Origin of the sequence: Nocardiopsis salina YIM 90010 (assembly GCF_000341025.1) — a bacterium.
GTDB classification, from domain to species: domain Bacteria; phylum Actinomycetota; class Actinomycetes; order Streptosporangiales; family Streptosporangiaceae; genus Nocardiopsis; species Nocardiopsis salina.
On record NZ_ANBF01000059.1, the window covers coordinates 1 to 21,969 of the forward strand.

Below are 21,969 nucleotides of genomic sequence, written 5' to 3' on the forward strand. Positions count from 1 at the left end.
GGGCCAGGACCGCGGGCGCCACCGGCTCGGCCTCACCCCGCAAGCGGGCGATCGACCCCCGGCGGAGGCGGCGCAGCACCTCGGTCCCGCACCACTCCTCGCCCCGGCCGCCCGGACGGAACCCGCCGCGGGTCACCCGCCCGTCCGCCGCCAGCGACCGCAGCACACCCTCCACGACGTCCTCCGGCAGCCCCCACCGCCGCGCCGCCTCACCCGACGTGAACGGCCCGTGCGTGCGCGCGTACCGCGACACCAGGCCCCCGCGCGGATCGGCCACCGGCTCCAGGAACGCCGCCGGGATCCCCTCCGGCAACACCGCACCGGCCCCGTCCCGCAGCCGGGCGGCGTCCTCGACCGCGGCCCAGCGCTCCTGGCCGCCGACCCGCACCCGGAACACCCGTCCCTGGGAGGCCAACCCCGCCAACCACTCCGGATCCGCGCCGCGCTCGACCGCCTCCTCCGTACTCAGCGGCCCCACCTCGCGCAACAGGTCCGCCAGGGCCTCCGAACCCGGGACCGGGGCGTCCAACCGCTGCAGCCCCGCCTCGACCTCCACCACCACCCGCGGGTCCAGCAGCTCCCGCAGGTCGGCCTCGCCCAACAGGTCCCGCAACAGCGACGTGTCCAGCGTCAACGCCTGCGCACGCGACTCCGCCGCCGGCGCGTCGCCCTCGTACAGGAACGCCGCCGTGTAGTCCATCAACAGAGACCGCGCGAACGGCGACGGATGATCGGTACGCACCTCCACCACGCGTGTGCGCCGTTCCCGGATCGACCGGAGGACCTCCACCAGCGCCGGAACGTCGAACACGTCCCGCAGGCACTCGCGCACCGTCTCCAACACGATCGGGAACGACCCGTACTGCCCCGCCACCGACAACAGGTGCTGCGACCGCAACCGCTGCTGCCACAACGGCATCCGCCGGTCCGGACGCTGGCGCGGCAGGAGCAGCGCCCGGGCCGCGCACTCCCGGAACCTGGCCGCGAACAGCGCCGACCCGGTCAGCTCCTGCGTCACCAGGTCGGTCACCGCGTCCGGGTCCAACGACACCAGGTCCGCCAGCTCCCGCGAGAGCGCGCCCGGATCGTGCTCGACATCGGGCAGGCGCAGCACGATCCCGTCGTCGCCGTGCACCGCCTGCGCGTCCACCCCGAACCGCTCCCGCAACCGGGACCCCAGCGCCAGCGCCCACGGCGCGTGCACCCGCGCCCCCAACGGCGAGTGCACCACCACCCGCCAGTCGCCCACCTGGTCGCGGAAGTGCTCGACCACCACCGTGCGGTCGTCGGGCACCTCACCGGTCGCCTCGCGCTGCTCCGACAGGTAACCGATCAGGTTGTCTGCGGCCCAGGTGTCCAACCCCGACCCCTCGGCCCACCCCCGCGCCTCGTCGGGCCCGGCCGCGGCCAGCTCGCGCACCGTCGCGCCCACCGCACGCCCCAGCTCCGCCGGGCGCCCCTGCGAGTCGGCCTTCCAGAACGGCATCCGACCCGGGCGCCCCGGCGCCGGGGAGACCATGACCCGGTCGGCGGTGATCGCGTCGATGCGCCACGACGTCGACCCCAACACGAACACGTCGCCCACCCGCGACTCGTAGACCATCTCCTCGTCCAGCTCACCCACCCGCGTGGGCGCCCGCCCGCCGCCGGACCCGGACAGGTGCACCCCGTACAGCCCGCGGTCGGGGATGGTCCCGCCGCTGATCACCGCCAGCCGCTGCGCACCCGGCCGCGACCGAAGCACGTCGGCGTCGCGGTCCCACACCACCCGCGGCCGCAGCTCCGCGAACTCGTCGGAGGGGTAACGGCCCGACACCATGTCCAGCACCGACTCCAGAACCCCGTCGGTGATCTCCGCGAAAGGAGCCGCGCCCCGCACGACCTCGGCCAGCCCCGCCACCGTCCACTCGTCCATCGCCACCATCGCCACGACCTGCTGCGCGAGCACGTCCAACGGGTTGGAGGGCATCGACAGCTCCTCGATCGCCCCCTCGCGCATACGCCCGGTCACCACCGTCGTCGCGAGCAGGTCGCCCCGGAACTGCGGCAGGAACACCCCGCGCGAGGTCTCGCCGACCTGGTGCCCGGCCCGCCCCACGCGCTGCAGGCCGCTCGCCACCGACGGGGGAGAGGACACCTGGACCACCAGGTCGACCGCGCCCATGTCCACACCCAGCTCCAGGCTCGACGTGGCCACCACACAGGGCAGGCGCCCGGCCTTGAGGTCGTCCTCGATGATCTCCCGCTCGGCCTTGGACATCGACCCGTGGTGGGCACGCGCCACCACCGCCTCCGCGCCCCGGTTCTGGCCCGCCTGCCCGATGACCAGCGCCGTCGTCTCCTCGTCGGGCAGCTCCACCCCGAGGCGTTCGGCGTGCAGGTCGTTCAGGCGCGCGCACAGCCGCTCGGCCGTGCGCCGCCCGTTGGTGAACACGATCGTGGAACGGTGCTCGAGAACCAGGTCGAGCACCCGACGCTCCAGGTGCGGCCACACCGACCCCCGACTCAGACCCTGCTCGCCCGAGCGCTCGTCACGTCCGGCGGCGGGGTCGGGCGCCTCACCGGGCTCCTCCAGATCGGGGACGGGCGCCTCCACCCGCAGGTTCATCGACGGACGGTCCGGCGGAGCCACCACCTGCGCCCCGCCCAGGAACCGGGCCACGACCTCGCGCGGGCGCACCGTCGCCGACAGCCCGATGCGCTGGGGCGGGCGCTCGGTCAACACACCCAACCGCTCCAGGCTCAGCGCCAGGTGCGCACCGCGTTTGGTGCCGGCCAGGGCATGCACCTCGTCGACGATGACGGTCTCGACCCCCGCCAGGCCCTCCCGGGCGCGCGAGGTGAGCACCAGGAACAGCGACTCCGGGGTCGTGATGAGCACGTCCGGCGGGTGCGTGGACATCCGGCGGCGCTCCTGGGCCGGGGTGTCCCCGGTGCGCACGCCCACGGTGACGGGGGAGACCTCCTGCCCTGAGGCCTGCGCCTCGGTGAGGATGCCCCCGAGCGGAGCGCGCAGGTTGCGTTCGACGTCGACGGCCAACGCCTTGAGCGGGGACACGTACAGCACCCGGCACCGGCGCGAGCGGTCCTCCGGCACCGGCTCCGCCCNGCCCGAACCCGTGGGCGCCACGACCAGCGTGTCCTCGCCGCGGGAGATGGCGTCCCAGGCCTGGTCCTGTGCGGGGGTGGGGCCGTCGGGGAAGGCGTGCTCGAACCAGGTGCGGGTGGCGGGCCCGAACCGCTCCAGAGGGTCGCTGCTCATCGGGCCAGTGTGACCCGCGGCTCCGACATTCGTCAGCAGGGCCGGGGCGGGCGCGCCGATCACCGATACTGGGGCCGATGCGACTCTCCCTCTTCTGGACCAACATGCACCAGCAATTCGGCGCGGCCTATGCCGAGAGCCTCGCCAAGGACTACGTCATCGAACAGCTCGGCTCGCGCACGGTCGAACAGGCACTGGCCGACGGCGTCTCGGCCAAGGAGGTCTGGAGGGCGGTGTGTGACGCGTTCGACCTTCCGGCCTCGGCCCGCTGAGCGGTGCGGGCGTGTGGGCCCGCCGCCCCGGGCCATGCGGTGTTCGCACGAGAATCGAACAGGGGTTCGGGTAGTGTGGGTTGTCCACAGGCAGACGCAGAGCGTCGAGATCGTCGTACCGAGCGCGTAGCGTCAGGCCCATCATGAAGAAGAAGGCATCGACCCAACAGGGGAATCCCGTGGCTACTGGAGACCGAGACAAGGCTCTCGACACAGCGCTCGCGCAGATCGAGCGACAGTTCGGCAAGGGCTCCGTCATGCGCCTGGGCGACGACGACCGCCCGCCGATCGAGTCGATCCCCACCGGGGCCATCGCGCTCGACGCCGCACTCGGTATCGGTGGCATCCCCAGGGGCCGGGTCGTGGAGGTGTACGGACCGGAGAGCTCAGGAAAAACTACCGTCGCCCTGCACGCGGTCGCCCAAGCCCAGAAGCAGGGCGGGATCGCCGCCTTCGTCGACGCCGAGCACGCACTCGACCCCACCTACGCCGCCAAGATCGGCGTCAACACCGACGACCTGCTGCTCTCCCAGCCCGACACCGGTGAGCAGGCGCTCGAGATCGTCGACATGCTCGTTCGCTCCGGAGCGATCTCCGTGATCGTCATCGACTCCGTGGCCGCCCTGGTGCCCCGCGCCGAGATCGAGGGCGAGATGGGCGACAGCCACGTGGGTCTGCAGGCCCGCCTCATGTCGCAGGCGCTGCGCAAGATCGCCGGCGCGCTCAGCTCCACCGGCACCACCGCAATTTTCATCAACCAATTGCGGGAAAAAGTCGGAGTCATGTTCGGGTGCATGCATTACAACACCCGGGTGACACTGGCGGACGGCAGCCAGGAGAAGATCGGCAAGATCGTCAACCAGGAAATGGACGTCGAGGTCCTCTCCTACGACCCGGAGAAGGACGAGGTCGTTCCGCGCAAGGTCGTCAACTGGTTCGACAACGGCAAGACCGACCACTTCCTGCAGTTCACCGTCGCGCGGTCGGGCAAGAACGGCCGGTCGCAGTTCGCCGCCACCCCCAACCACCTCATCCGCACGCCCGGAGGCTGGCGCGAGGCCGGTGAACTCATCGCAGGTGACCGGGTCCTCACCACACAGCAGCATTTCCTCAACGACCAGCAGCGCCAGGTCGTCTTCGGTTCCTTGATGGGGGACGGTTCTCTCTCCGCCAACACCAGGGGGCACAGTGGGACGCGCTTCCGGATGGGCCACGGGGCCGAGCAGGAGTCTTACCTGGACTGGAAGATCTCCCTGCTGAGCAACATCGGGTACAGCCGGACCACCGACGCCAAGGGGGCGGTCTTCGCCGACTTCACCGCTCTGCCCGAGCTCGCCGAGCTGCACGAGGCGATGTACTTCGGTGACGGGAAGAAGCACCTGAGCTGGGAGTTCCTCAAGCAGCTCACCCCGTTGTCGCTGGCCGTTTGGTACATGGACGACGGCTGCTTCACCGTGCGCTCCGAGGGCGTTCAGGAGCGGACCGAGGGCGGCAGCGGACGGATCGAGATCTGTGTCGAGGCGATGGGCCCGGGGAGCCGCGAGCGCCTGGTGGATCACCTGCGCGACCACTACGGGCTCGACGTCAAGCTCGGCAAACACGGTAGCCGCGAGGTCTCCGTCATCACGTTCACCACTGCGGCCAGCGCACAGTTCCAGGAGATCGTGGCGCCGTACGTGCACGAGTCCATGGCCCACAAGCTCCTGCCGCGGTTCCAGGGCCGCTGTGAGGTCGAGGCCCTCCACTCCGAGCCTGTGGACCGTCTGGTCGCCGAGCCCGTTCTCGACATCCACGTCGAGCCCGAGACCCGGGGCATGCACCGCTTCGACATCGAGGTCGAAGGCAACCACAACTACTTCGTCGACGGGGTCATGGTGCACAACAGTCCCGAGACCACCACCGGTGGCCGGGCGCTGAAATTCTATTCTTCCGTCCGTTTGGACGTTCGAAGGATCGAAACCCTCAAGGACGGAACCGACGCGGTCGGAAACCGTACCCGGGTCAAGGTCGTGAAGAACAAAATTGCGCCCCCCTTCAAGCAGGCCGAATTCGACATTCTGTACGGCGTCGGCATCTCCCGCGAAGGCAGCCTCATCGACCTGGGTGTGGAACACGGCATCGTGCGCAAGTCCGGTGCCTGGTACACCTACGACGGCACGCAGCTCGGGCAGGGCAAGGAGAACGCCCGCAACTTCCTGCGCGAGAACGACGACGTGGCCAACGAGGTCGAGAAGAAGATCAAGGAGAAGATGGGCGTGCCCACGAAGGGCGACGACAGCGCCGCCGGCGAGTCCTCGAAGGCCGCCGAGGACAGTGCGGACTCCAAGGCAGCCCCGGCCAAGAGCACCGCCAAGCGCACCACGAAGAGCACCAAGGCGCCTTCGACCGATGAGTGACGCGGGCGGCGTCCCTCAGGAGGCCCCCGAACCGGATCCGTCGGGCGGGCAGGGTGGCCCGCCCGGCGAGGACCCCGAGGCCAAGGCCCGGGGACTGTGCCTACGCGTGCTCACCCACAGTCCGCGCACCCGAGCCCAGCTCGAACGCGCCCTCCTGCGCCGCGGTTTCGAGGAGGAGGTCGTCGCCTCGGTCCTGGGCACCTTCAGCGAGGCCGGGCTCATCGACGACCGGCTCTTCGCCGAGGCCTGGGTGTCCTCGCGCCACCACGGGCGGCGGCTGTCCCGCAAGGCCCTGGCGCGTGAACTGCGCACCCGCGGGATCGAGGAGGAGACCGTCCGCGAGGCCGTGGACGGGCTCTCCGACGAGGACGAGGAGGAGGCCGCCCGCGACCTGGCGCGCCGCAGCCTCCGGGGCTCGCGCAGCAAGGATGAGCAGACCCGCGTGCGGCGGGCCCTCAGCGTCCTGGCCCGCCGCGGTTACTCGGCCGGGCTTTCCTACCGCGTGGTGCGGGAGGAACTGGAGGCCGAGGGCGTGGACGTCGAACTCCACGACCCCGACCTGTGACCCGGCCCCGGCCTGTGCCCCGAGAGGCTCCGGGTCAGGTGCGGGTGGGGTCGGTGCCCGGCTGCGGGGAGCCCGTGGCGGGTTCCCCGGCGTCGGCATCTCCCCGGTCGGCCGGGGCCTCCGTTTCCCCTGGGCTCCCGTCAGCGGGCGCGGCGGCGCCGGTCCCGTCGGCGTCCGGTGCCGGGACGTCCGCATCGCCGGCCGGGGTCTCCGGCGGGGAGGTCGTCAACTCCAGTGCCGGAACGTCCGCCTCGAAGCCGAACACCGTGGCGTAGAAGCCCAGCTCCGCCTCCAGTGCACGTGTGCGGACGTCGGCGCCGGCGAACCCGTGCCCTTCGCCCCCGAACTCCAGCAGCGCGTGCTGGACGCCCTGTTCGCCCAGGCCGCGGGCCATCGCGGTGGCCTGGTCCGGTGTGACGACCTTGTCCTCCAGGCCCTGCAACAGGAGCACCGGGGCTTCGATGTCGCCGGTCCGGTTCACGGGCGAACGTTCCCGGTAGCTCTCCTCGAACCCGGGCAGCGGGCCCACCAGCGTGTCCAGGAACCGTGACTCGAAGTCGTGTGTGCCTTCGGCGAATCCGAGCAGGTCGGTGACCCCGAACAGGGACACCCCGCACGCGAAGGTGTCGCCGGTCAGTGCCAGCAGAGCCGTGTATCCGCCCGCGCTCGGGCCCCGCACCGCCAGGCGCTCCGGGTCGGCCTCGCCGCCGTCCACGAGCGCGCGGGCCACGGCCGCACAGTCCTCCACGTCGACCACGCCCCACTGTTTGTGCAGGCGTTTGCGGTAGGACCGCCCGTATCCCGTGGAGCCGCCGTAGTTCACGTCGGCCACACCGATGCCGCGGCTGGGGAAGTAGGCCTTGACCAGGTCGAACTCGGAGGTGGAGTGGGAGACCGGTCCGCCGTGTGCCCACACGACGAAGGGTGCCGGGCCTTGTGGGTCCACCGCCGGGTTGGCCGGAGGGTGGATCCGGACGTGCACCGGGGCGCCGTAGCGGCCGGTCATGGTCTGTTCGCGGGGTATCGACAGCAGGGCCCGGTCCGGGGGGTCCTGCATCGAACGCTGCAGTGTCTCCACCGTGGAGGTCTCAGGGTCGAGGCGCACCAGGCACGGGGGTGTGGTGGGGGAGGAGGCCACCGCCACTGCCGTCCGCCCGTCCGAGTGCAGCTGGGACCAGGTGGTCAGTTCGGTGCGTACCGGTTCCAGGTCCAGGGTGTCGGGGTCGTACACGCTCGGGGTGAGGTCGCCCTCGCCGTGCAGCACCACCACATGTCCGGAGTCCAGTACCTGGAAGGAGCGGTGCCCGAGCCGGGCCGGTGGGGCGTGGAACTCCTCCTCGGCGGGGTACAGCGCGAGTGCCTGTCCGGTCAGTCCGGCCTGGTAGAGGTTCCAGAATCCGGGCCAGTCGGAGGCCATGTACAGGGTCCCGGCGTCCGCCCACGCGGGTGAGAGGACCGACTCGTCCACCCCGCCCTTGATCGTGTACTCGTCTCTCAGGGCGCCACCGGTGAGTGTTCCCACCCGTAGTTCGGTGCCGTCCCAGGGCATGCGCGGGTGGTTCCAGCGCACGTAGGCCAGGTGGGTCCCGTCGGGTGAGGGGGTCGGTGATGCGTAGAAGTCCGCGCCGGAGGTGAGCTCGACGATCGCCGAGGGCTCACGGCTGCCGCGTCCGGACAGCGGCACACTCACGATCGACCGGCGGGGTGCGCCTCCGGCGGCCGGGTGTTCCTCGCGCACGCACACGAGGCTCTTGCCGTCGGCGCCCAGTGCGGGGTCGGCGTAACGCAGGCCCCGCTCGACCTCGGGCTCGGGTGTGAGCGGGACCGGCGTCCCGGCGCCACGGTCGAGCAGGTAGAGGCGCTGGTCGTGGCCGTTCGCGAAGGCCACGCCCATCCGGACGAGGGCCTTGTCGTCGCGGCGGGGGACGGGCAGGTGGGAGCGTCCCCCGTACTCGTGCACACGGGTGCCCACGCTCCAGGGCGCGGGCAGGAGTTCGGTGACGGTGCCGGCGTCGTCCCTGTGCATCAGGGTGGTGCGGCCGCCCTCCTCGGGGCGGTCCTCCTCCCACCAGACCTCGTCGCCCTCGACGCTGGGGAACGCCATCCGGCGGATCCCCCGTGCGACGTCACCGGCGCTGATGGGTGACGGCCAGGAGCCGTGGGGGTGGGGTAGTTCAGACATGTCCCGCTCAGGATCGGTCGTGGGTTCGTTTCTGGTGACATGTCGACCATAGCCAGCCGTTGGGACCTGAGTGCAGTTGTGGCCCTCCGTGACTGGATACGGCCTCCATGCAGGTGACACGATGGTTCTCGTACGCACACGTCGGGTATCGTTCCCGATTCGTGACGCCTGTGACACAGCCAGGGCACAGGCTGCGGTCTATGCTTTCGCGGATGTCACGTTGGTGACCGCCGGTCATGCAGGGCCTGCGACCCGGGTCGCTCGCCGCCGGCAGTTGTCACCTCACTGCTAAGAGAGGATGCCAGCGATGAGCAAGGGACGCAGGATCCGCGCCTCCGTGGCCGTCGCCGCGGCGGGCACGCTCGCCCTGTCCGCCTGCACTCCCCCCGAGGGGACGGACGGTCCCGACGGCGGGGCGGACGACATCCAGGACCTCACGCTCGCGACCGGTTCCACGGGCGGCACCTACTTCACGCTCGGAGGTGAGATCGCTCAGCTGTGGAGCGACCACATCGATGATACGCAGGTCGAAACCTTCCCGACCGGCGCCTCCGTGCAGAACCTCCGTGCTCTGGAGGGGGCGACCGAGGACGAGGAAGAGGGCGAGATCGACCAGGTCGAGCTCATCATGGCGGTCAACGGTGTGGCGATGCAGGCCCAGGAGAGCGAAGGTCCCTTCGCGGAGGAGCCGCTCGAGGACCCCGACGACGTCTACTTCCTCGGCAACATCTATCCCGAGGTCATGCAGGTCGTGGTGCTGGCCGACTCCGACATCGAGTCCATCGCCGACCTGGACGGCGCCAACGTGGAGATCGGCCCGGCAGGCAGCGGTACCGAGGTCGCCGCCCGGGACATCCTGGAGACGTACGGTATCGACCCCGACGAGGACATCAACTCCTTCGACAGCGACTTCGGCGACGCCGCAACAGCGCTGGGCGACGGGCAGGCCGACGCGGCGTTCGGCATCCTCTCGGTCCCGGCCTCCGGTATCGAGGAGATCTCGGCCAACAACGACGTCCGCGTCCTCCCGATCGAGGGTGAGGAGGCCGAGGAACTCCAGGAGGCCGACGAGAGCTACGACCTCATGGACATCGAGGCCGGTACCTACAGCGGTCAGGACGAGGAAGTCACCACCCTGACCCAGTGGGCCTCGCTGTACAGCACCGGTGCGCTCGACGACGAGACCGCCTACGAGCTGACCCGTGTCATGTACGAGCAGGCCGACGAGATGGGCCACGCCATCAGTGACCAGGTGCAGCTGGAGACGGCCTTGGAGTCCCAGGGCGTGATGGAGCTGCACCCGGGCGCCGAGAGCTTCTACGAGGACGAGGGCGTTCTGTAGCAACGGCCCTTCGGACGTGCCGCGGGCACGTCTGCCCTGGACCTGGGGAACCCCATCCCATCAGGGCCGCCCGTCGCCAACGGGCGGCCCTGAGCTGTGAGGAGTTGCGGGGTACACCTCACCCTCCGGCCCGGTGTGACCGCGGGCCGGGGGCGGGAATGTTTGTCTGGATCCGAGTGGGGCCCGCGCGGTCCCTCTCCTGTGGTGAGTGGCGGGCGACCCCCGCCGAGTGAAGGATGGGGCGATGACGACTGATTCCCGACCGCCGGACGGTCCCGACCGTTCCGGTGCGGGAGCGAACACCACTGAGGGTGCGCTCGACGACTCGACGCTGAAGAGCATCGAGCAGGACATCTCCGGTCTCGAGAAGCAGGATCTCTCTGCTGACGACCCCGGCATGGGCAGCCGCCAGGACCTGACGGCGGTGTGGCGCTGGGCGGTGTTCTTCGGTGCTGTGCTCCTGGCCGTGTTCCACCTGTGGACGGCCATGACGCAGACTCTTCCCCCGTTGCAGCAGCGTTCCCTGCACCTGGGTCTGGGCCTGGGCCTGGTGTTCCTGCTCTACCCGACCAAGCCGCGCGCCTCCGGCCCCAAGAGCGGTTTCCACGGCTCGGTGATGACGGTCAGCTTCATGCTGCTGGCCTATTTCGTGGTCGGTGTGGTCAGTGGCGACGACATGGTCATGTATCTGTACCTGCCGCAGGCGCTGTTCGGTGTGCTCGCGGCCGTGGCGGTCGCCGGGACCTGGTGGTGGATCTTCAAGTGGCGGCAGGACGGCCGCGGTTCTCCCTCCAGGGCGCAGAAGAGCGCAGGTGTGACGCTGCTGGTCCTGGCCGCCCTGATGTCCCTGGACCTGGTGACCAGCGAGGCCGCCGGCGGGTTCTTCTTCCTGCCGATCCTCGGCCTGGCGTTGGTGCTCCTGAGCCTGTTGTCGGCCGTGGTTCTGCTGCGTCACCCCCAGGCCGTGCCGGTGTGGCTCTGGCCGGCCGCGAGCCGCTGGGGCATGACCGCCGCTGCTTCCGCGATCCTGCTGTACATGGCCGTCTCCGGTGTGGCGGGCTGGAACGTCATCGGACCGGCCCTGCTGGTGCTGGCGCTGGTGCAGGCGGCCCGGTACGTGCCCGTGACGGTCATGGGGTTGCCGTTCGCCGACATCGCCCTGGCGGGGCTCGGTGTCCTCGCCGGCCTGTACATGTTCTTCAACTACCAGGAGATCCAGGGCACGGTCGGTGTCGTGAACCCGACCTACGTCACGGTCGGCACGATCGGGATCCTGCTCGTTCTGGTGGCGGCCTCGCGGGTGCTCGGTCAGGCGCTCGTCGTGCTGGCCTCGGTGATGCTGGCCTTCTCCTACTTCGGGCAGTACATGCCCGGGTTCCTGCGCCATCGCGGCTCGAGCGTGGACCAGATCGTCACCAACCTCTGGGTCGGTACCGAGGGTGTGTTCGGCACCCCGCTGGGGATCTCGGCGACCTTCATCTTCCTGTTCATGATCTTCGCCGCGATGCTGCAGCGCACCGGTATGGAGAGGTTCTTCACCGACCTGGCGCTGGGTGCGACCGGCGGGGCGATCGGCGGCACCTCGAAGGTCGGCATCGTCACCAGCGCCTTCACCGGCACCATCACCGGCAGTTCGGTGGCGGGCACGGTCTCCAACGGCGCGTTCACGATCCCGATGATGAAGAAGTCCGGCTACAACCGCGAGTACGCGGGCGCGGTCGAGGCCTCCTCCTCCACGGGCGGGCAGATCCTGCCGCCCATCATGGGCGCGGGCGCCTTCATCATGATCGAGTTCACCGGGGCCAGTTACGGTGAGATCCTCGTGGCCGCGGCGATCCCCGCGATGATGTTCTTCGTCGCCCAGTACGTGGTCGTGCACTACGACTCGAAGCGCTTCGGTATCGGCGGCCTTCCCAAGGAGATGCTGCCGAACGTGCGCCAGGTGATGCTGACGCGCGGTTACCTGCTGATCCCGATCATCGCGATCTTCGTGCTGTTGTCGATGGGTTACTCGCCGATGTTCTCGGCGATGGGCGCGGTCGCGGCGGTCGTGGCCATCAACCTGTTCGTGCAGGTCATCACCATCCCCTGGACCAAGATCGACGGGAACCTGCGCCTGCGCGCGGTCGGTGAGATCGCGGGACGGCTCACGCGTCTGGCCCTTCCGCTGGTGGTCGCCGGTGCGGCCGCTTCCGCTCTGGTGTGGGTGGCGCAGTCCGTGGTCATCGGGATCGACCGTGGTGTCACGGCGCTGATCGCTTCGGCGCTCATCGCTCTGGCTGCCGTGGTGGTGGTCCTGCTGTTCCGTAGGTGGGCGGCCCACGATCCGGACCGGCTGGACCTGAACTCGATCCTGGACGGGCTGGTGGGTGCGGCCCGCCTGGCGGTGCCGATCATCGTCGCCTGTGCCTCTGCGGGCATCATCGCCGGTGTCATCACGACCACGGACCTGGGGCTCAAGCTCTCGTCGGGTCTGTTGGGCGTGGCCGGCACCGTCTCCGGCGGGATCGCCGGTTCCCTGGACTGGCTGGCTTCGAGCCCGCTGTTGGCCTGGGCGGGTCTGGACGCCGGTTTCGGGGACCAGCTCGTGTCGGACATGCGCCTGGACCTGGCGCTGATCCTGGCCATGTCGATGCTGGCCTGCCTGGTGCTGGGCATCGGTCTGCCGACCACCGCGAACTACGTCATCACCGCGACGCTGGCGGCCCCGGCGATCGTGGCGGTGATCGGGGGCGAGTTCGATGTGCCGCAGGTGTCGATGCTCCTGATGGCGCACATGTTCGTGTACTACTTCGGTGTGCTGGCCGACATCACACCGCCGGTCTGTCTGGCGGCGTATGCGGCCTCGGGCATCTCCGGGGGCGACGCGGTCAGGACCGGTGTCTACGCGGTGCGTATCGCCTGTGCCGCGTTCATCATGCCGTACATGTTCGTGTTCAACCCGGCCTTGCTGCTGCAGGACGTCACGTTCTGGGAGGGCCTCTTCACGGTCGTCTCCGCGTTCGTCGGTGCGGTGCTGGTGGCCCTGGGCATGACCGGGTTCATCAGGCGGGACGTCCCTTGGCCCTCGCGTTCGGGCATCCTGGTGGCGGGTCTGCTGGTGGTCTCCCCGGGCCTTGCGGTGACCCTCCTCGGTCTGGCGCTCGGCGGGTCCCTCTACGCCTTCGAGCTGTACCGGACCCGGCACCTGCCGGATTTCGTGGTCAACACGGACGGCATGGGGTCCATGGGGCAGAACAGGAAGCGCTCGATGGAGGCCTGATCGGTCTGCTCGGGGGCGTACGCCGTCGCGGCCCCCGCGTCCGGACGCCCGGTCCGGTGCGCGGGGGCCGTTCTCTGGCTGGACCGAGGGGCCGACACAGCCGATAGCCTGGGGGCGTGAGCCAGAGTCGTACCTACCAAGTGCGGACCTACGGCTGCCAGATGAACGTCCACGACTCCGAGCGCCTCTCCGGTCTGCTGGAGGACGCGGGATTCGCGCGCGCAGCCGAGGACACCACCGCCGACATCGTCGTCTTCAACACCTGCGCGGTCCGCGAGAACGCCGACAACCGCCTCTACGGCAATCTCGGGCACCTGCGGCCGGTCAAGGACCGCAACCCCGGGATGCAGATCGCCGTGGGCGGTTGCCTGGCGCAGAAGGACCGCGGTGAGATCGTGCGCCGCGCTCCCTGGGTGGACGTGGTCTTCGGCACGCACAACATCGGTTCCCTGCCCGCCCTTCTCGAGCGCTCCCGTATCGAGAAGGAGGCGCAGGTCGAGATCGCCGAGTCGCTCGAGCATTTCCCGTCGACGCTGCCCAGCCGTCGGGAGTCGGCCTATGCGGCGTGGGTGTCGATCTCGGTCGGGTGCAACAACACCTGCACGTTCTGCATCGTGCCGTCGCTGCGCGGCAAGGAGAAGGACCGCCGTCCCGGCGATGTGCTCGCGGAGGTGCGTGCCCTGGTCGAGGAGGGCGTCACCGAGGTGACCCTGCTGGGCCAGAACGTCAACGCCTACGGCAGCGAGTTCGGTGACCGCCAGGCCTTCTCCAAGCTCCTGCGCGCCTGTGGTGAGGTCGAGGGGTTGGAGCGGGTGCGTTTCACCTCGCCCCACCCGCGCGACTTCACCGACGACGTCATCGAGGCCATGGCCGAGACCCCCAACGTCATGCCGCAGCTGCACATGCCGCTGCAGTCGGGCTCGAGCAAGGTGCTCAAGGACATGCGCCGCTCCTACCGCCAGGAGCGCTTCCTCAACATCGTGGAGAAGGTGCGGGCCTCGTTGCCGGACGCCGCGATCAGCACCGACATCATCGTGGGCTTTCCCGGTGAGACCGAGGAGGACTTCCAGGAGACGCTGCACGTGGTGCGCGAGGCGCGCTTCTCGCAGGCTTTCACGTTCCAGTACTCCAAGCGCCCCGGCACCCCGGCCGCCACCATGGACGGCGAGGTCCCCGCCGACGTGGTCAAGGACCGCTACCAGCGCCTGGTGGACCTGCAGGACCAGATCTCCCTGGAGGAGAACCGCAAGATCGTCGGGCGCGAGGTGGAGCTGCTGGTCGCGGAGTCCCAGGGCCGCAAGAGCGACGAGCGCCGCCGTCTCTCGGGCCGCGCCCCCGACAACCGCCTCGTGCACTTCTCCCTGGCCGAGGGCGACGAGGAGCCGCGACCGGGCGACACCGTCACCGTCGAGGTCACCTACGCGGCGCCGCACCACTTGGTCGCGGACTCCGGTGTGCGGTCGTTGCGCCGTACCCGGGCCGGTGATGCCTGGGACGCCCGCAACGGGCGCCCGGTGCAGCAGAGCGCCCCGGACGTGATGCTGGGGATGCCCGCGGTGGGCAAGCCGGTCGAGGAGCCGGCTGCGCCGGCGGGGGGCTGCTGCAGTATCGACTGACAACGTTGCCGGGGTGCGGAGCAGCCCGGCAAGGACGACGGCCGGGGCCGGTCCCGCGTGAGGGGTCGGCCCCGGCCGTGTTTGCGACCGCGGCGGGTTCAGGGCGCCGGTCCGCGACGCCGTTCAGGTGCCCAGGCGTACCGGCAGTTCTTCCAGGCGCAGGGCGCCCGGGGCGAACGCCGGGCGGGGCGGGCGGTCCTCCACCAGCGACAGGCCGGGGTAGGAGCTCAGCAGCTGAGTGAACGCCACCTCGCCCTCCTGCCGGGCCAGGGCCGCGCCGAGGCAGTAGTGCATCCCGTGTCCGAAGGCCACGTGGTTCTCACCCGGACGCCCGTGGTGCCGGGTGATGTCGAACCGGTCGGGGGCGGGGTGCGAGTCGGGGTCGTGGTTGGCGCCCCACAGGACCGCAATGGCGCGCTCGCCGCGGACCACGGTGCCGGTGTGCAGTGGGATGTCCTCCGTGGCGTACCGGGCCTGGCTGACGGCAGCGGTGCCGCGGTGCCGCAGCATCTCGTGGATCGCGGCGGGAACCAGCCCCGGTTCGTCGCGCAGTCGTTCGAGCTGGTCCGGGTGGCGCAGGAGCTCGACGGTCCCGTTGCCGATGAGGTGTGCGGTGGTCTCGTGGCCTGCGATGACGAGGGTGAAGATCAGCGTGACCAGCTCGGTGCCGTTGAGGCGGTCGCCGTCCTCGTCCCGCGCGTGGATGAGCGCGTCGAGCAGGTCGTCGTGCGGTTCCTTCCGGCGCTGCTCGATCATGCCGTGGATGTGCTCGATGAGTTCGCCGAAGACCTGGTTCATCTCCTCCGGGCGCTGCGGGTCGAAGCGGGTGAGCCGGTGGCTCCAGTCCCGCCAGAGCGGCCGGTCCTGCTCCGGGACACCCACCAGGTCGCAGATGACCGCGATGGGCAGCGGATAGGCGAAGTGCTCGACGAGGTCGACCACCCCGTCCTCGTCCGCGTGCCCGGGCAGGGCGGCCAACAGGTCGGCGCTGATGCGTTCCACGGACGGGCGGAGCTCGTTGACCCGCCGCACCGTGAAGGTTCGGGAGACGAGTTTGCGCAGGCGCACGTGGTCCACGCCGTCCTTCTGCAGGAGGCTCTCGGTCAGGTAGGTGACCAGGTCCTCCCTCAGCCCCAGGCCGCGCAGGGCGTCGGCGCGGGTGATCCGGACACCTTCACCGGGCACGTTCCCCGGATCCATGACGAAACGACGGTCGGAGAGGATGGTGCGCACGTCCTCGTCGTCGACGAAGATCCGGGCGGGTTGCTGGTCGACGAACAGCGCCGGTGCGGATCCGCCTGCTGCGCGCACACGCTCCACCAGCGCATGAGGGTCGGCGGCGACGTCTGGGTCGCGCAGGTCGATGATTCCGTCCGAGGGCTGCGGCGTTGCGGTGGTCATGGCCTCTCCAGGGTCATTCGCGTCGGATGGTGCGGTAGCGGTCGATCTCGGCCCGTACGTGCTGGACCGTGTTGTCGAACAGGCCCACGACCTGGGGCCAGGCGGCGCGTAGGGCGTCGGTGTCCTCGGGGGTCTCGCCGAGTGCGTGGCGGAGGGCGTCGGCGGCCAGTTCCGTGCCGCGAGCAGGGTCCGGCACGTGGTGCCCGTGGTTCTCGAGCAGTGGCGGGTAGATGAGGAAACCGGTCACGACGGTGCCGAAGACGTGGAAGAGCTCTTCGGGTTGGAGGTCGCCGCGGACCAGGCCGTGCTCGTGCAAGAGGCGGAAGTAGGCCTCCTGGTCTTCGAGGCGCCGGTCGATCAGGTTTCCGCCCTCGGCGGCAGCGGTGTCGGTGAGTGTCCCGAGCATGCCGGTGTCGCCCATGAAGATCTTCCGCAGGATCGGTGTGCCGGTGAGGGCCGTCAGGGCGAACGAGCCCACACGGCTCGGCAGGATCTCGGCGGGCTCGGAGCTCATGCGCTCCACGATCCGTGCAGCGGTCTCGCTCTGGGCCCGCATGAGCACCACCAGGAACAGCACTTCCTTGGTGGGGAAGTGCAGGTAGACCGTTCCCTTGCCGACCCCTGCCCTGCGTGCGACGTCCTCGATGGTGATCTTGGTCGGTCCCAGCGCGACCATGAGGTCGGCCGCTGCGTCGAGGATGCGGTCGGCACGTTCGGCTCGTGCCTGCGGGGAACGTCGGGAACGGGCGGACTGGACCACGTGGTGCTCCTGTTGGTCGACGGGGTGCGGAAGGCCTGTGGCCCCGCTGTGTGCAGCGCTGACGACCATATCGCCGCACCTCCCCTGTGACCTTGTGACTGATTTTCGAAGTTGGTCACGAAGTCACGATAAGCGGAGACGGGGGAACGCTGCAAGGGGTGGCGACGCGACGTGCAGACGGGCGGGAGCGCGGGGGGACGCAAAGACGGAGCGCCGCACCCCGGGCGGGGTACGGCGCTCCTGTGATCGAGGGCCGGGGGTCAGTCCGCCCCGAGGCGCCCCATCGGCAGCCAAGTGGACACGTCGACCAGGGCATCGCCCGAGGGCTCCTCGTCGGCGCCCGAGAGCGCCTTCTCCACGTGGTGCAAGGCGCGTTCGACCAGGTCCTCGGCGTCATGGGGCAGCCACGTCACACGCGGGTCGCGGCGGAACCACGACTCCTGGCGGCGGGCGAACTTGCGTGTGGCCTGGGCGGTGGCCGCACGGGCCTCCGACTCCGACATCTCCCCGTCCAACTGGGCCAGGGCCTGCGAGTAACCCAGTGCGCGCGAGGCGGTGCGGCCCTCGCGCAGACCGATCTTGTCGAGCTCGCGGACCTCCTCCACCAGACCCTTGTCCCACATGCGGTCCACACGCAGGTCGATGCGCTGGTCCAGCTGTTCGCGCGGGGCGGAGACGCCCAACTGCAGGCAGGGGTAGAAGGAGGAATGGTCCGGCAGGTTCGCGGTGAACGGCTCCCCGGTCAGCTCCACGACCTCGAGGGCGCGCACGATACGGCGGCCGTTGCCCGGCAGGATCGAACGTGCCGCGGCCGGGTCGACGTCGGCCAGGCGCGCGTGCAGGACCCCGGGGCCGACCTCGTTGAGCTCGGCCTCCAGGCGGGCGCGCACGTCGGGGTCGGTGCCCGGGAAGTTGAGGTGGTCGAGCACCGCCCGCACGTACAGGCCCGAGCCGCCCACCAGGATCGGGAGCACGTCCTGGTCGGTGAGTTCCTCGACGCGTTCGCGCGCCATGGTCTGGTAGCTGGCCACGTCGGCGGGCTCGGAGACCTCCCACACGTCCAACAGGTGGTGGGGCACTCCGCGGCGTTCGGCCTCGGTGACCTTGGCGGTGCCGATGTCCATGCCCTGGTAGAGCTGCATGGAGTCGGCGTTGATCACCTCTCCGCGCCGGCCGACGCGTTCCTCCAGCCGCAGCGCCAGCTCGACGGCGAGGTCCGATTTGCCCACAGCGGTCGGGCCGACGACCGCGATCACCTTGATCATGGCCCCAGCGTAGCCATGCCGACACACTCCCCGCTGCCGGGTCGGTCACACGGGGTGTGCCGCCTGCGCCCCAGGGCGCTCCTTCCTGCGAGCGGGGTGGCACGGTGGCGGGTCGGCGCCCGGGCCCCGGCGCTCTTGCAGCGACCAGGAGGCCCGGCGTGCGCCCTAGTATTGAAGGCATGCGATTCGCCAAGGGCCACGGAACAGAGAACGACTTCGTGATCCTCCCCGACCCGGACGGGGAGCTGGAGCTCACGGAGGAGACCGTCCGTCTGCTGTGCGACCGACGCGCCGGCCTGGGCGGGGACGGGATCCTGCGCGTGGTGCGCACCAGCGCCCGGGGCGAGGCGCTGGCGCCTGCCGCGCGCACGGGCGAGCGTCCCGAGTGGTTCATGGACTACCGCAACGCCGACGGCTCGGTGGCAGAGATGTGCGGCAACGGGGTGCGGGTCTTCGCGCGCTACCTCCTGCACGCGGGGCTGGTCTTCGAGAACCGTTTCGAGATCGGGACCCGCGACGGGGCCAAGCAGGTCTCGATCGAGGACGACGGCCAGGTCACGGTGGACATGGGCCGGGTCGAGATGCAGGGCTCGTCGTCGGCGAAGCTGGCCCGCCAGGCGGTGCACGGCGCGCAGATCTCGGTCGGCAACCCCCACCTGGCGTGCGAGGTGACCGGCCCGGTCGCCGACGTGGACCTGAGCGAACCCCCCGTCCTCGATCCCGAGGCCTTCCCCGAGGGCGCCAACGTCGAGGTCTACGCCCGCACCGGTCCCGGGTCCCTGGAGATGCGGGTCTTCGAACGCGGTTCCGGCGAGACCCGTTCCTGCGGTACCGGCATCGTTGCCGCTGCGTCCGCCGCCACCCAGAGCGGGGAGAGCGCGACGTGGAAGGTGCGTGTGCTCGGCGGCGAGTGCACGGTCCTGCTCGATGCCTCCGGGGCCCGGCTGCGCGGTCCCGCGGTGATCGTCGCCGAGGGTGAGACCTACCTGGCCTGACCCTGCTGCGTTCTCCACCGGTTCCGGCCCGCCCCGGTCGGGGCCGCCCCGCTAAGACCGGCCCAGCAGCGCCCCGGTACCCAGACCGCGCAGGGAGGCGTCCAGTACGCGAGCGGTGTGGGCCACCGGCATCGGCGTCCCCGCACGTTCCAGGGCCGAACCGATCTGCATCGAGCACCCCGGGTTGCCCGAGACCAGCACCTGTGCCCCCGTGGCCGCCGCGTCCTGGCCCTTGCGGTCGCCCAGTTCCGCGGCGGGTTCGGGGTTGAACAGGTTGTACACTCCGGCCGACCCGCAGCAGATCTCCTTGTTCGGGAGGTCGGAGACGGTCAGCTCGGGAATCCGTGCCAACAGCTCCCGCGGCGCCGACGTCACGCCCTGGCCGTGGGACAGATGACAGGCGTCGTGGTAGGCCGCGTGCACCGGAAGCGGATGGCGTTCGGCCTGCGGTCCCAGGTCGGCCAGGAACTCGGTGAGGTCGATGACCTTCTCCGAGGCCGCCCGGGCACGGCGCACCCAGGCCGGATCGGCCCCGGCCTCCTCCAGGGTCCGGTCCATGTGCTTCATGCTCGACCCGCACCCGGCCGAGTTCACCACGATGCGTTCCACGTCGGCCTGTTCGAAGACCTCGACGAGGGCGCGCGTGAACCGGGCCGCCTCGTCCAGGCGCCCCGAGTGGCCGGACAGCGCCCCGCAGCACCCTTGGGAACGCGGGATCACCACGTCACAGCCCTCCAATGCCAGGATCCGTGCGGTGGCGGTGTTGACCTCGGGGAAGAACGCCCCCTGCACGCATCCCACGAGCATGCCGACCCGTGCCCGGCGGTTGCCGACCGCGGGCACGAACTCGGGCAGGGGCGGCGGGGGTGACGACAGTGGCGGGGCGATGCGTTCCATCGTCGCGAGCGTGGGGGAGATGCGTTCGAGCACCCCGCTCGAGCGCAGGGCCCGGCCCACACCCGTGGCCTGGTAGGCGCGCAGGGGGCCCCGCATCATCCGGAGCCGGCCGCGGTACGGGAACAGTGAGAAGACCGCGCCCCGCAGCGCACGTTCGGCGACGGGGCGTTCGTGCTGTTCCTCCACCCGGTGGCGAGTGTGGTCGATGAGCGCGTCGTAGGCCACGCCCGAGGGGCACGCGGACACACACGCCAGGCACCCCAGGCAGTTGTCGAAGTGGCTGACCGCCGCCTCCGTGAGCACGTCGTCCTCGTGCATCTGTTCCATGAGGTGGATCCGTCCCCGCGGGGAGTCCATCTCCTGCCCCCACAGCACGTGGGTCGGGCACGTGGGAAGGCAGAACCCGCAGTGCACGCAGTCGTCGAGGAGCTCGCTGAAACGCTGGTCGCTGTCGCCGGAGATGGGCTCGGTCATGGGGGCTGCTCCCTGGTCGGGTGGGACTCGCTCGGAATCGGGGTCGTGGACTGTCGTGGGCTCATGTCCCGCCCGGGCCGCGTCCGGGCGCGAACCTGTGGTCGGGGTCGAAAGCGTCCTTGACCGCGCGCATCAACGCCAGTCCGGGCACCTGGCCCCACCGGTCCACCGCCTCGGCCGTCTCCGGGTCCGCGCGCACCAGGGTCGCCGTCCACCCCGGGCGAGCGCGTGCCTCCACCAGGGCCGAGGCCACTTCGCCGGGCGCGGCGCCCTCCGGCCACGACAGATGCAGCGCGCCCCGCGGGGCGCATCCCTCGATCCGGGCGCGGGGGCCCAGCAGGGTGGCGGCCTCCACCGACTCCGCGGGCGGGACCGACAACCACGCCAGAGGACCGGACTCAGGACGCAGGCCCCAGCCGGACGACAGGCCCTCGTGCACCCGGGCGTGGGGCCCCAGTGCCTGCACGGCCCGCTCGGCGCGCGGAAGCACGCCCTCCGGGCTGCCTTCCACCACCACCCGCAGGGCCAACGGTGTACCTGGACGTGCGCAGACCTCCACCGCGGAGGGCACGATCGGGCTCTGCCGGATCTGCGCCAGCGCCCGCTCGGCCTCGGGGCGGTCGTCGAACTCGGCCTCGACCAGGCGCAGAGCCCCGGGTTCGGGCTGGAGCCGGAAGGCGACCGAGGCCACCGCCCCCAGGGTTCCGTGACCGCCGGTGTGGAGTTTGGCCAGGTCGTAGCCGGCCACGTTCTTGACCACGCGTCCGCCGCTGCGTGCCACCACGCCGTCAGGGCGCACGGTCGTCATCCCGATCACCAGGTCGCGCAGGGCCCCGTGCAGCAGGCGCCGCGGCCCGCTCGCCCCGGTGGCGACCGCCCCGCCCACGGTCCCTCCCGAGCGGACGGGGTCGTACGACAGGCGCTGGCCCTCCTTGGCCAGGTGGGTGTACAGATCGGCGACGGGCGTGCCGGCGCCCACCTCGACGACCAGGTCGCCGGGGTCGTGGTCGATCCACGACAGGTGCGAGGTGTCGACGAGCAGGTCGAGGGAGCTCGGGGGCGGGCTCCAGTCCTGCGCGGTGCCGCCACCCCGCAGGAGCACGGTGCGGCCCTGGTGGGCGGCCTCGTTCAGGGTCCGGGACAGTTCGGCGGTGCTCGACGGTTCCGCGACCCGCGTGGGCACGAGTCCGCCGACCGCGTCCTGCGGTGCGCCGTCCCGCACGACCGGGACGGGGGTCCGGGAGGGTCCAGCCATGTCAGGTTCCGTTCCGTGGTCGTCG

General features: G+C 70.6%; 13 protein-coding genes and 3 pseudogenes. 9 read left to right on the forward strand and 7 right to left on the reverse strand.

From position 1 onward, the window contains the following. Positions 1-3,262: DEAD/DEAH box helicase (locus D474_RS0106245; protein WP_017612731.1), on the reverse strand; the 3,262-nt coding region annotated here is incomplete at its 3' end. 77 nt (positions 3,263-3,339) lie between these two features. On the opposite strand from D474_RS0106245, the gene D474_RS0106250 reads away from it, so the two are divergent. The 5 genes and pseudogenes from D474_RS0106250 to D474_RS0106260 all read left to right on the forward strand — a co-directional run bounded on the left by D474_RS0106250 (position 3,340) and on the right by D474_RS0106260 (position 6,495). Continuing rightward, complete coding sequence (locus D474_RS0106250; protein WP_017612732.1) at positions 3,340-3,534, forward strand: DUF3046 domain-containing protein; 195 nt, start codon at positions 3,340-3,342, stop codon at positions 3,532-3,534. A 179-nt stretch (positions 3,535-3,713) separates the two neighbouring features. After that, a pseudogene (recA, locus tag D474_RS34025) lies at positions 3,714-4,325 on the forward strand (recombinase RecA); the annotation flags it as partial. Between the two features lie 3 nt (positions 4,326-4,328). Next, positions 4,329-5,390: pseudogene (locus D474_RS34030) on the forward strand (intein-containing recombinase RecA); the annotation flags it as partial. A gap of 9 nt (positions 5,391-5,399) precedes the next feature. Then, positions 5,400-5,930, forward strand: a pseudogene (locus D474_RS33835) (intein-containing recombinase RecA); the annotation flags it as partial. Further along, positions 5,923-6,495, forward strand: coding sequence for a regulatory protein RecX (locus D474_RS0106260; RefSeq protein ID WP_017612734.1), 573 nt, complete (start codon positions 5,923-5,925; stop codon positions 6,493-6,495). The pseudogene D474_RS33835 and the gene D474_RS0106260, both read left to right, overlap by 8 nt. A gap of 34 nt (positions 6,496-6,529) precedes the next feature. Here D474_RS0106260 and D474_RS0106265 read toward each other — a convergent pair whose 3' ends face one another. Further along, positions 6,530-8,677 carry a S9 family peptidase gene (locus D474_RS0106265; protein ID WP_026118226.1) on the reverse strand — a complete coding sequence of 716 codons (2,148 nt, stop codon included), beginning with the start codon at positions 8,675-8,677 and terminating at the stop codon, positions 6,530-6,532. 307 nt (positions 8,678-8,984) lie between these two features. Between D474_RS0106265 and D474_RS0106270 the strand changes: the two genes are divergently transcribed. The 3 genes from D474_RS0106270 (at position 8,985) to miaB (ending at position 14,897) form a co-directional block, all read left to right on the forward strand. Then, positions 8,985-10,019: a TAXI family TRAP transporter solute-binding subunit gene (locus tag D474_RS0106270; RefSeq protein WP_017612736.1), complete on the forward strand. Its 1,035-nt coding sequence runs from the start codon at positions 8,985-8,987 to the stop codon at positions 10,017-10,019. Between the two features lie 244 nt (positions 10,020-10,263). Further along, on the forward strand, positions 10,264-13,281 hold the full coding sequence (locus D474_RS0106275) for a TRAP transporter permease (RefSeq protein ID WP_017612737.1): 3,018 nt from the start codon (positions 10,264-10,266) through the stop codon (positions 13,279-13,281). 140 nt (positions 13,282-13,421) lie between these two features. Beyond that, on the forward strand, positions 13,422-14,897 hold the full coding sequence (gene miaB / locus D474_RS0106280) for a tRNA (N6-isopentenyl adenosine(37)-C2)-methylthiotransferase MiaB (protein WP_275040770.1): 1,476 nt from the start codon (positions 13,422-13,424) through the stop codon (positions 14,895-14,897). A 123-nt stretch (positions 14,898-15,020) separates the two neighbouring features. Here miaB and D474_RS0106285 read toward each other — a convergent pair whose 3' ends face one another. The 3 genes from D474_RS0106285 to miaA form a co-directional block, all read right to left on the reverse strand. Further along, positions 15,021-16,298 carry a cytochrome P450 family protein gene (locus tag D474_RS0106285; RefSeq protein WP_017612739.1) on the reverse strand — a complete coding sequence of 426 codons (1,278 nt, stop codon included), beginning with the start codon at positions 16,296-16,298 and terminating at the stop codon, positions 15,021-15,023. 13 nt (positions 16,299-16,311) lie between these two features. Next, positions 16,312-17,127, reverse strand: a complete 816-nt coding sequence (locus D474_RS0106290; RefSeq protein WP_017612740.1) for a TetR/AcrR family transcriptional regulator — start codon at positions 17,125-17,127, stop codon at positions 16,312-16,314. 191 nt (positions 17,128-17,318) lie between these two features. Beyond that, positions 17,319-18,323, reverse strand: a complete 1,005-nt coding sequence (gene miaA, locus D474_RS0106295; protein WP_017612741.1) for a tRNA (adenosine(37)-N6)-dimethylallyltransferase MiaA — start codon at positions 18,321-18,323, stop codon at positions 17,319-17,321. A gap of 179 nt (positions 18,324-18,502) precedes the next feature. Here miaA and dapF point away from each other — a divergent pair, with 179 nt between their 5' ends. Beyond that, positions 18,503-19,318, forward strand: a complete 816-nt coding sequence (gene dapF / locus D474_RS0106300) for a diaminopimelate epimerase (RefSeq protein ID WP_017612742.1) — start codon at positions 18,503-18,505, stop codon at positions 19,316-19,318. 51 nt (positions 19,319-19,369) lie between these two features. On the opposite strand, the gene D474_RS0106305 is transcribed toward dapF, so the two are convergent. Then, positions 19,370-20,689, reverse strand: coding sequence for a (Fe-S)-binding protein (locus tag D474_RS0106305; RefSeq protein ID WP_017612743.1), 1,320 nt, complete (start codon positions 20,687-20,689; stop codon positions 19,370-19,372). A 61-nt stretch (positions 20,690-20,750) separates the two neighbouring features. Next, positions 20,751-21,944 (reverse strand): FAD-binding oxidoreductase, encoded by a 1,194-nt coding sequence (locus D474_RS0106310; RefSeq protein WP_017612744.1) that lies wholly within the window; start codon positions 21,942-21,944, stop codon positions 20,751-20,753. Positions 21,945-21,969 lie beyond the last annotated feature (25 nt).

What these genes read in the sequence shown, in the direction of transcription:
- D474_RS0106250 (WP_017612732.1), top strand. Translation starts at nt 3,340, where the DNA reads ATGCGACTCTCCCTCTTCTGGACCAACATGCACCAGCAATTCGGCGCG.
- D474_RS0106260 (WP_017612734.1), top strand. Translation starts at nt 5,923, where the DNA reads ATGAGTGACGCGGGCGGCGTCCCTCAGGAGGCCCCCGAACCGGATCCG.
- D474_RS0106265 (WP_026118226.1), bottom strand. Translation starts at nt 8,677, where the DNA reads ATGTCTGAACTACCCCACCCCCACGGCTCCTGGCCGTCACCCATCAGC.
- D474_RS0106270 (WP_017612736.1), top strand. Translation starts at nt 8,985, where the DNA reads ATGAGCAAGGGACGCAGGATCCGCGCCTCCGTGGCCGTCGCCGCGGCG.
- D474_RS0106275 (WP_017612737.1), top strand. Translation starts at nt 10,264, where the DNA reads ATGACGACTGATTCCCGACCGCCGGACGGTCCCGACCGTTCCGGTGCG.
- D474_RS0106285 (WP_017612739.1), bottom strand. Translation starts at nt 16,298, where the DNA reads ATGACCACCGCAACGCCGCAGCCCTCGGACGGAATCATCGACCTGCGC.
- D474_RS0106290 (WP_017612740.1), bottom strand. Translation starts at nt 17,127, where the DNA reads ATGGTCGTCAGCGCTGCACACAGCGGGGCCACAGGCCTTCCGCACCCC.
- miaA (WP_017612741.1), bottom strand. Translation starts at nt 18,323, where the DNA reads ATGATCAAGGTGATCGCGGTCGTCGGCCCGACCGCTGTGGGCAAATCG.
- dapF (WP_017612742.1), top strand. Translation starts at nt 18,503, where the DNA reads ATGCGATTCGCCAAGGGCCACGGAACAGAGAACGACTTCGTGATCCTC.
- D474_RS0106305 (WP_017612743.1), bottom strand. Translation starts at nt 20,689, where the DNA reads ATGACCGAGCCCATCTCCGGCGACAGCGACCAGCGTTTCAGCGAGCTC.
- D474_RS0106310 (WP_017612744.1), bottom strand. Translation starts at nt 21,944, where the DNA reads ATGGCTGGACCCTCCCGGACCCCCGTCCCGGTCGTGCGGGACGGCGCA.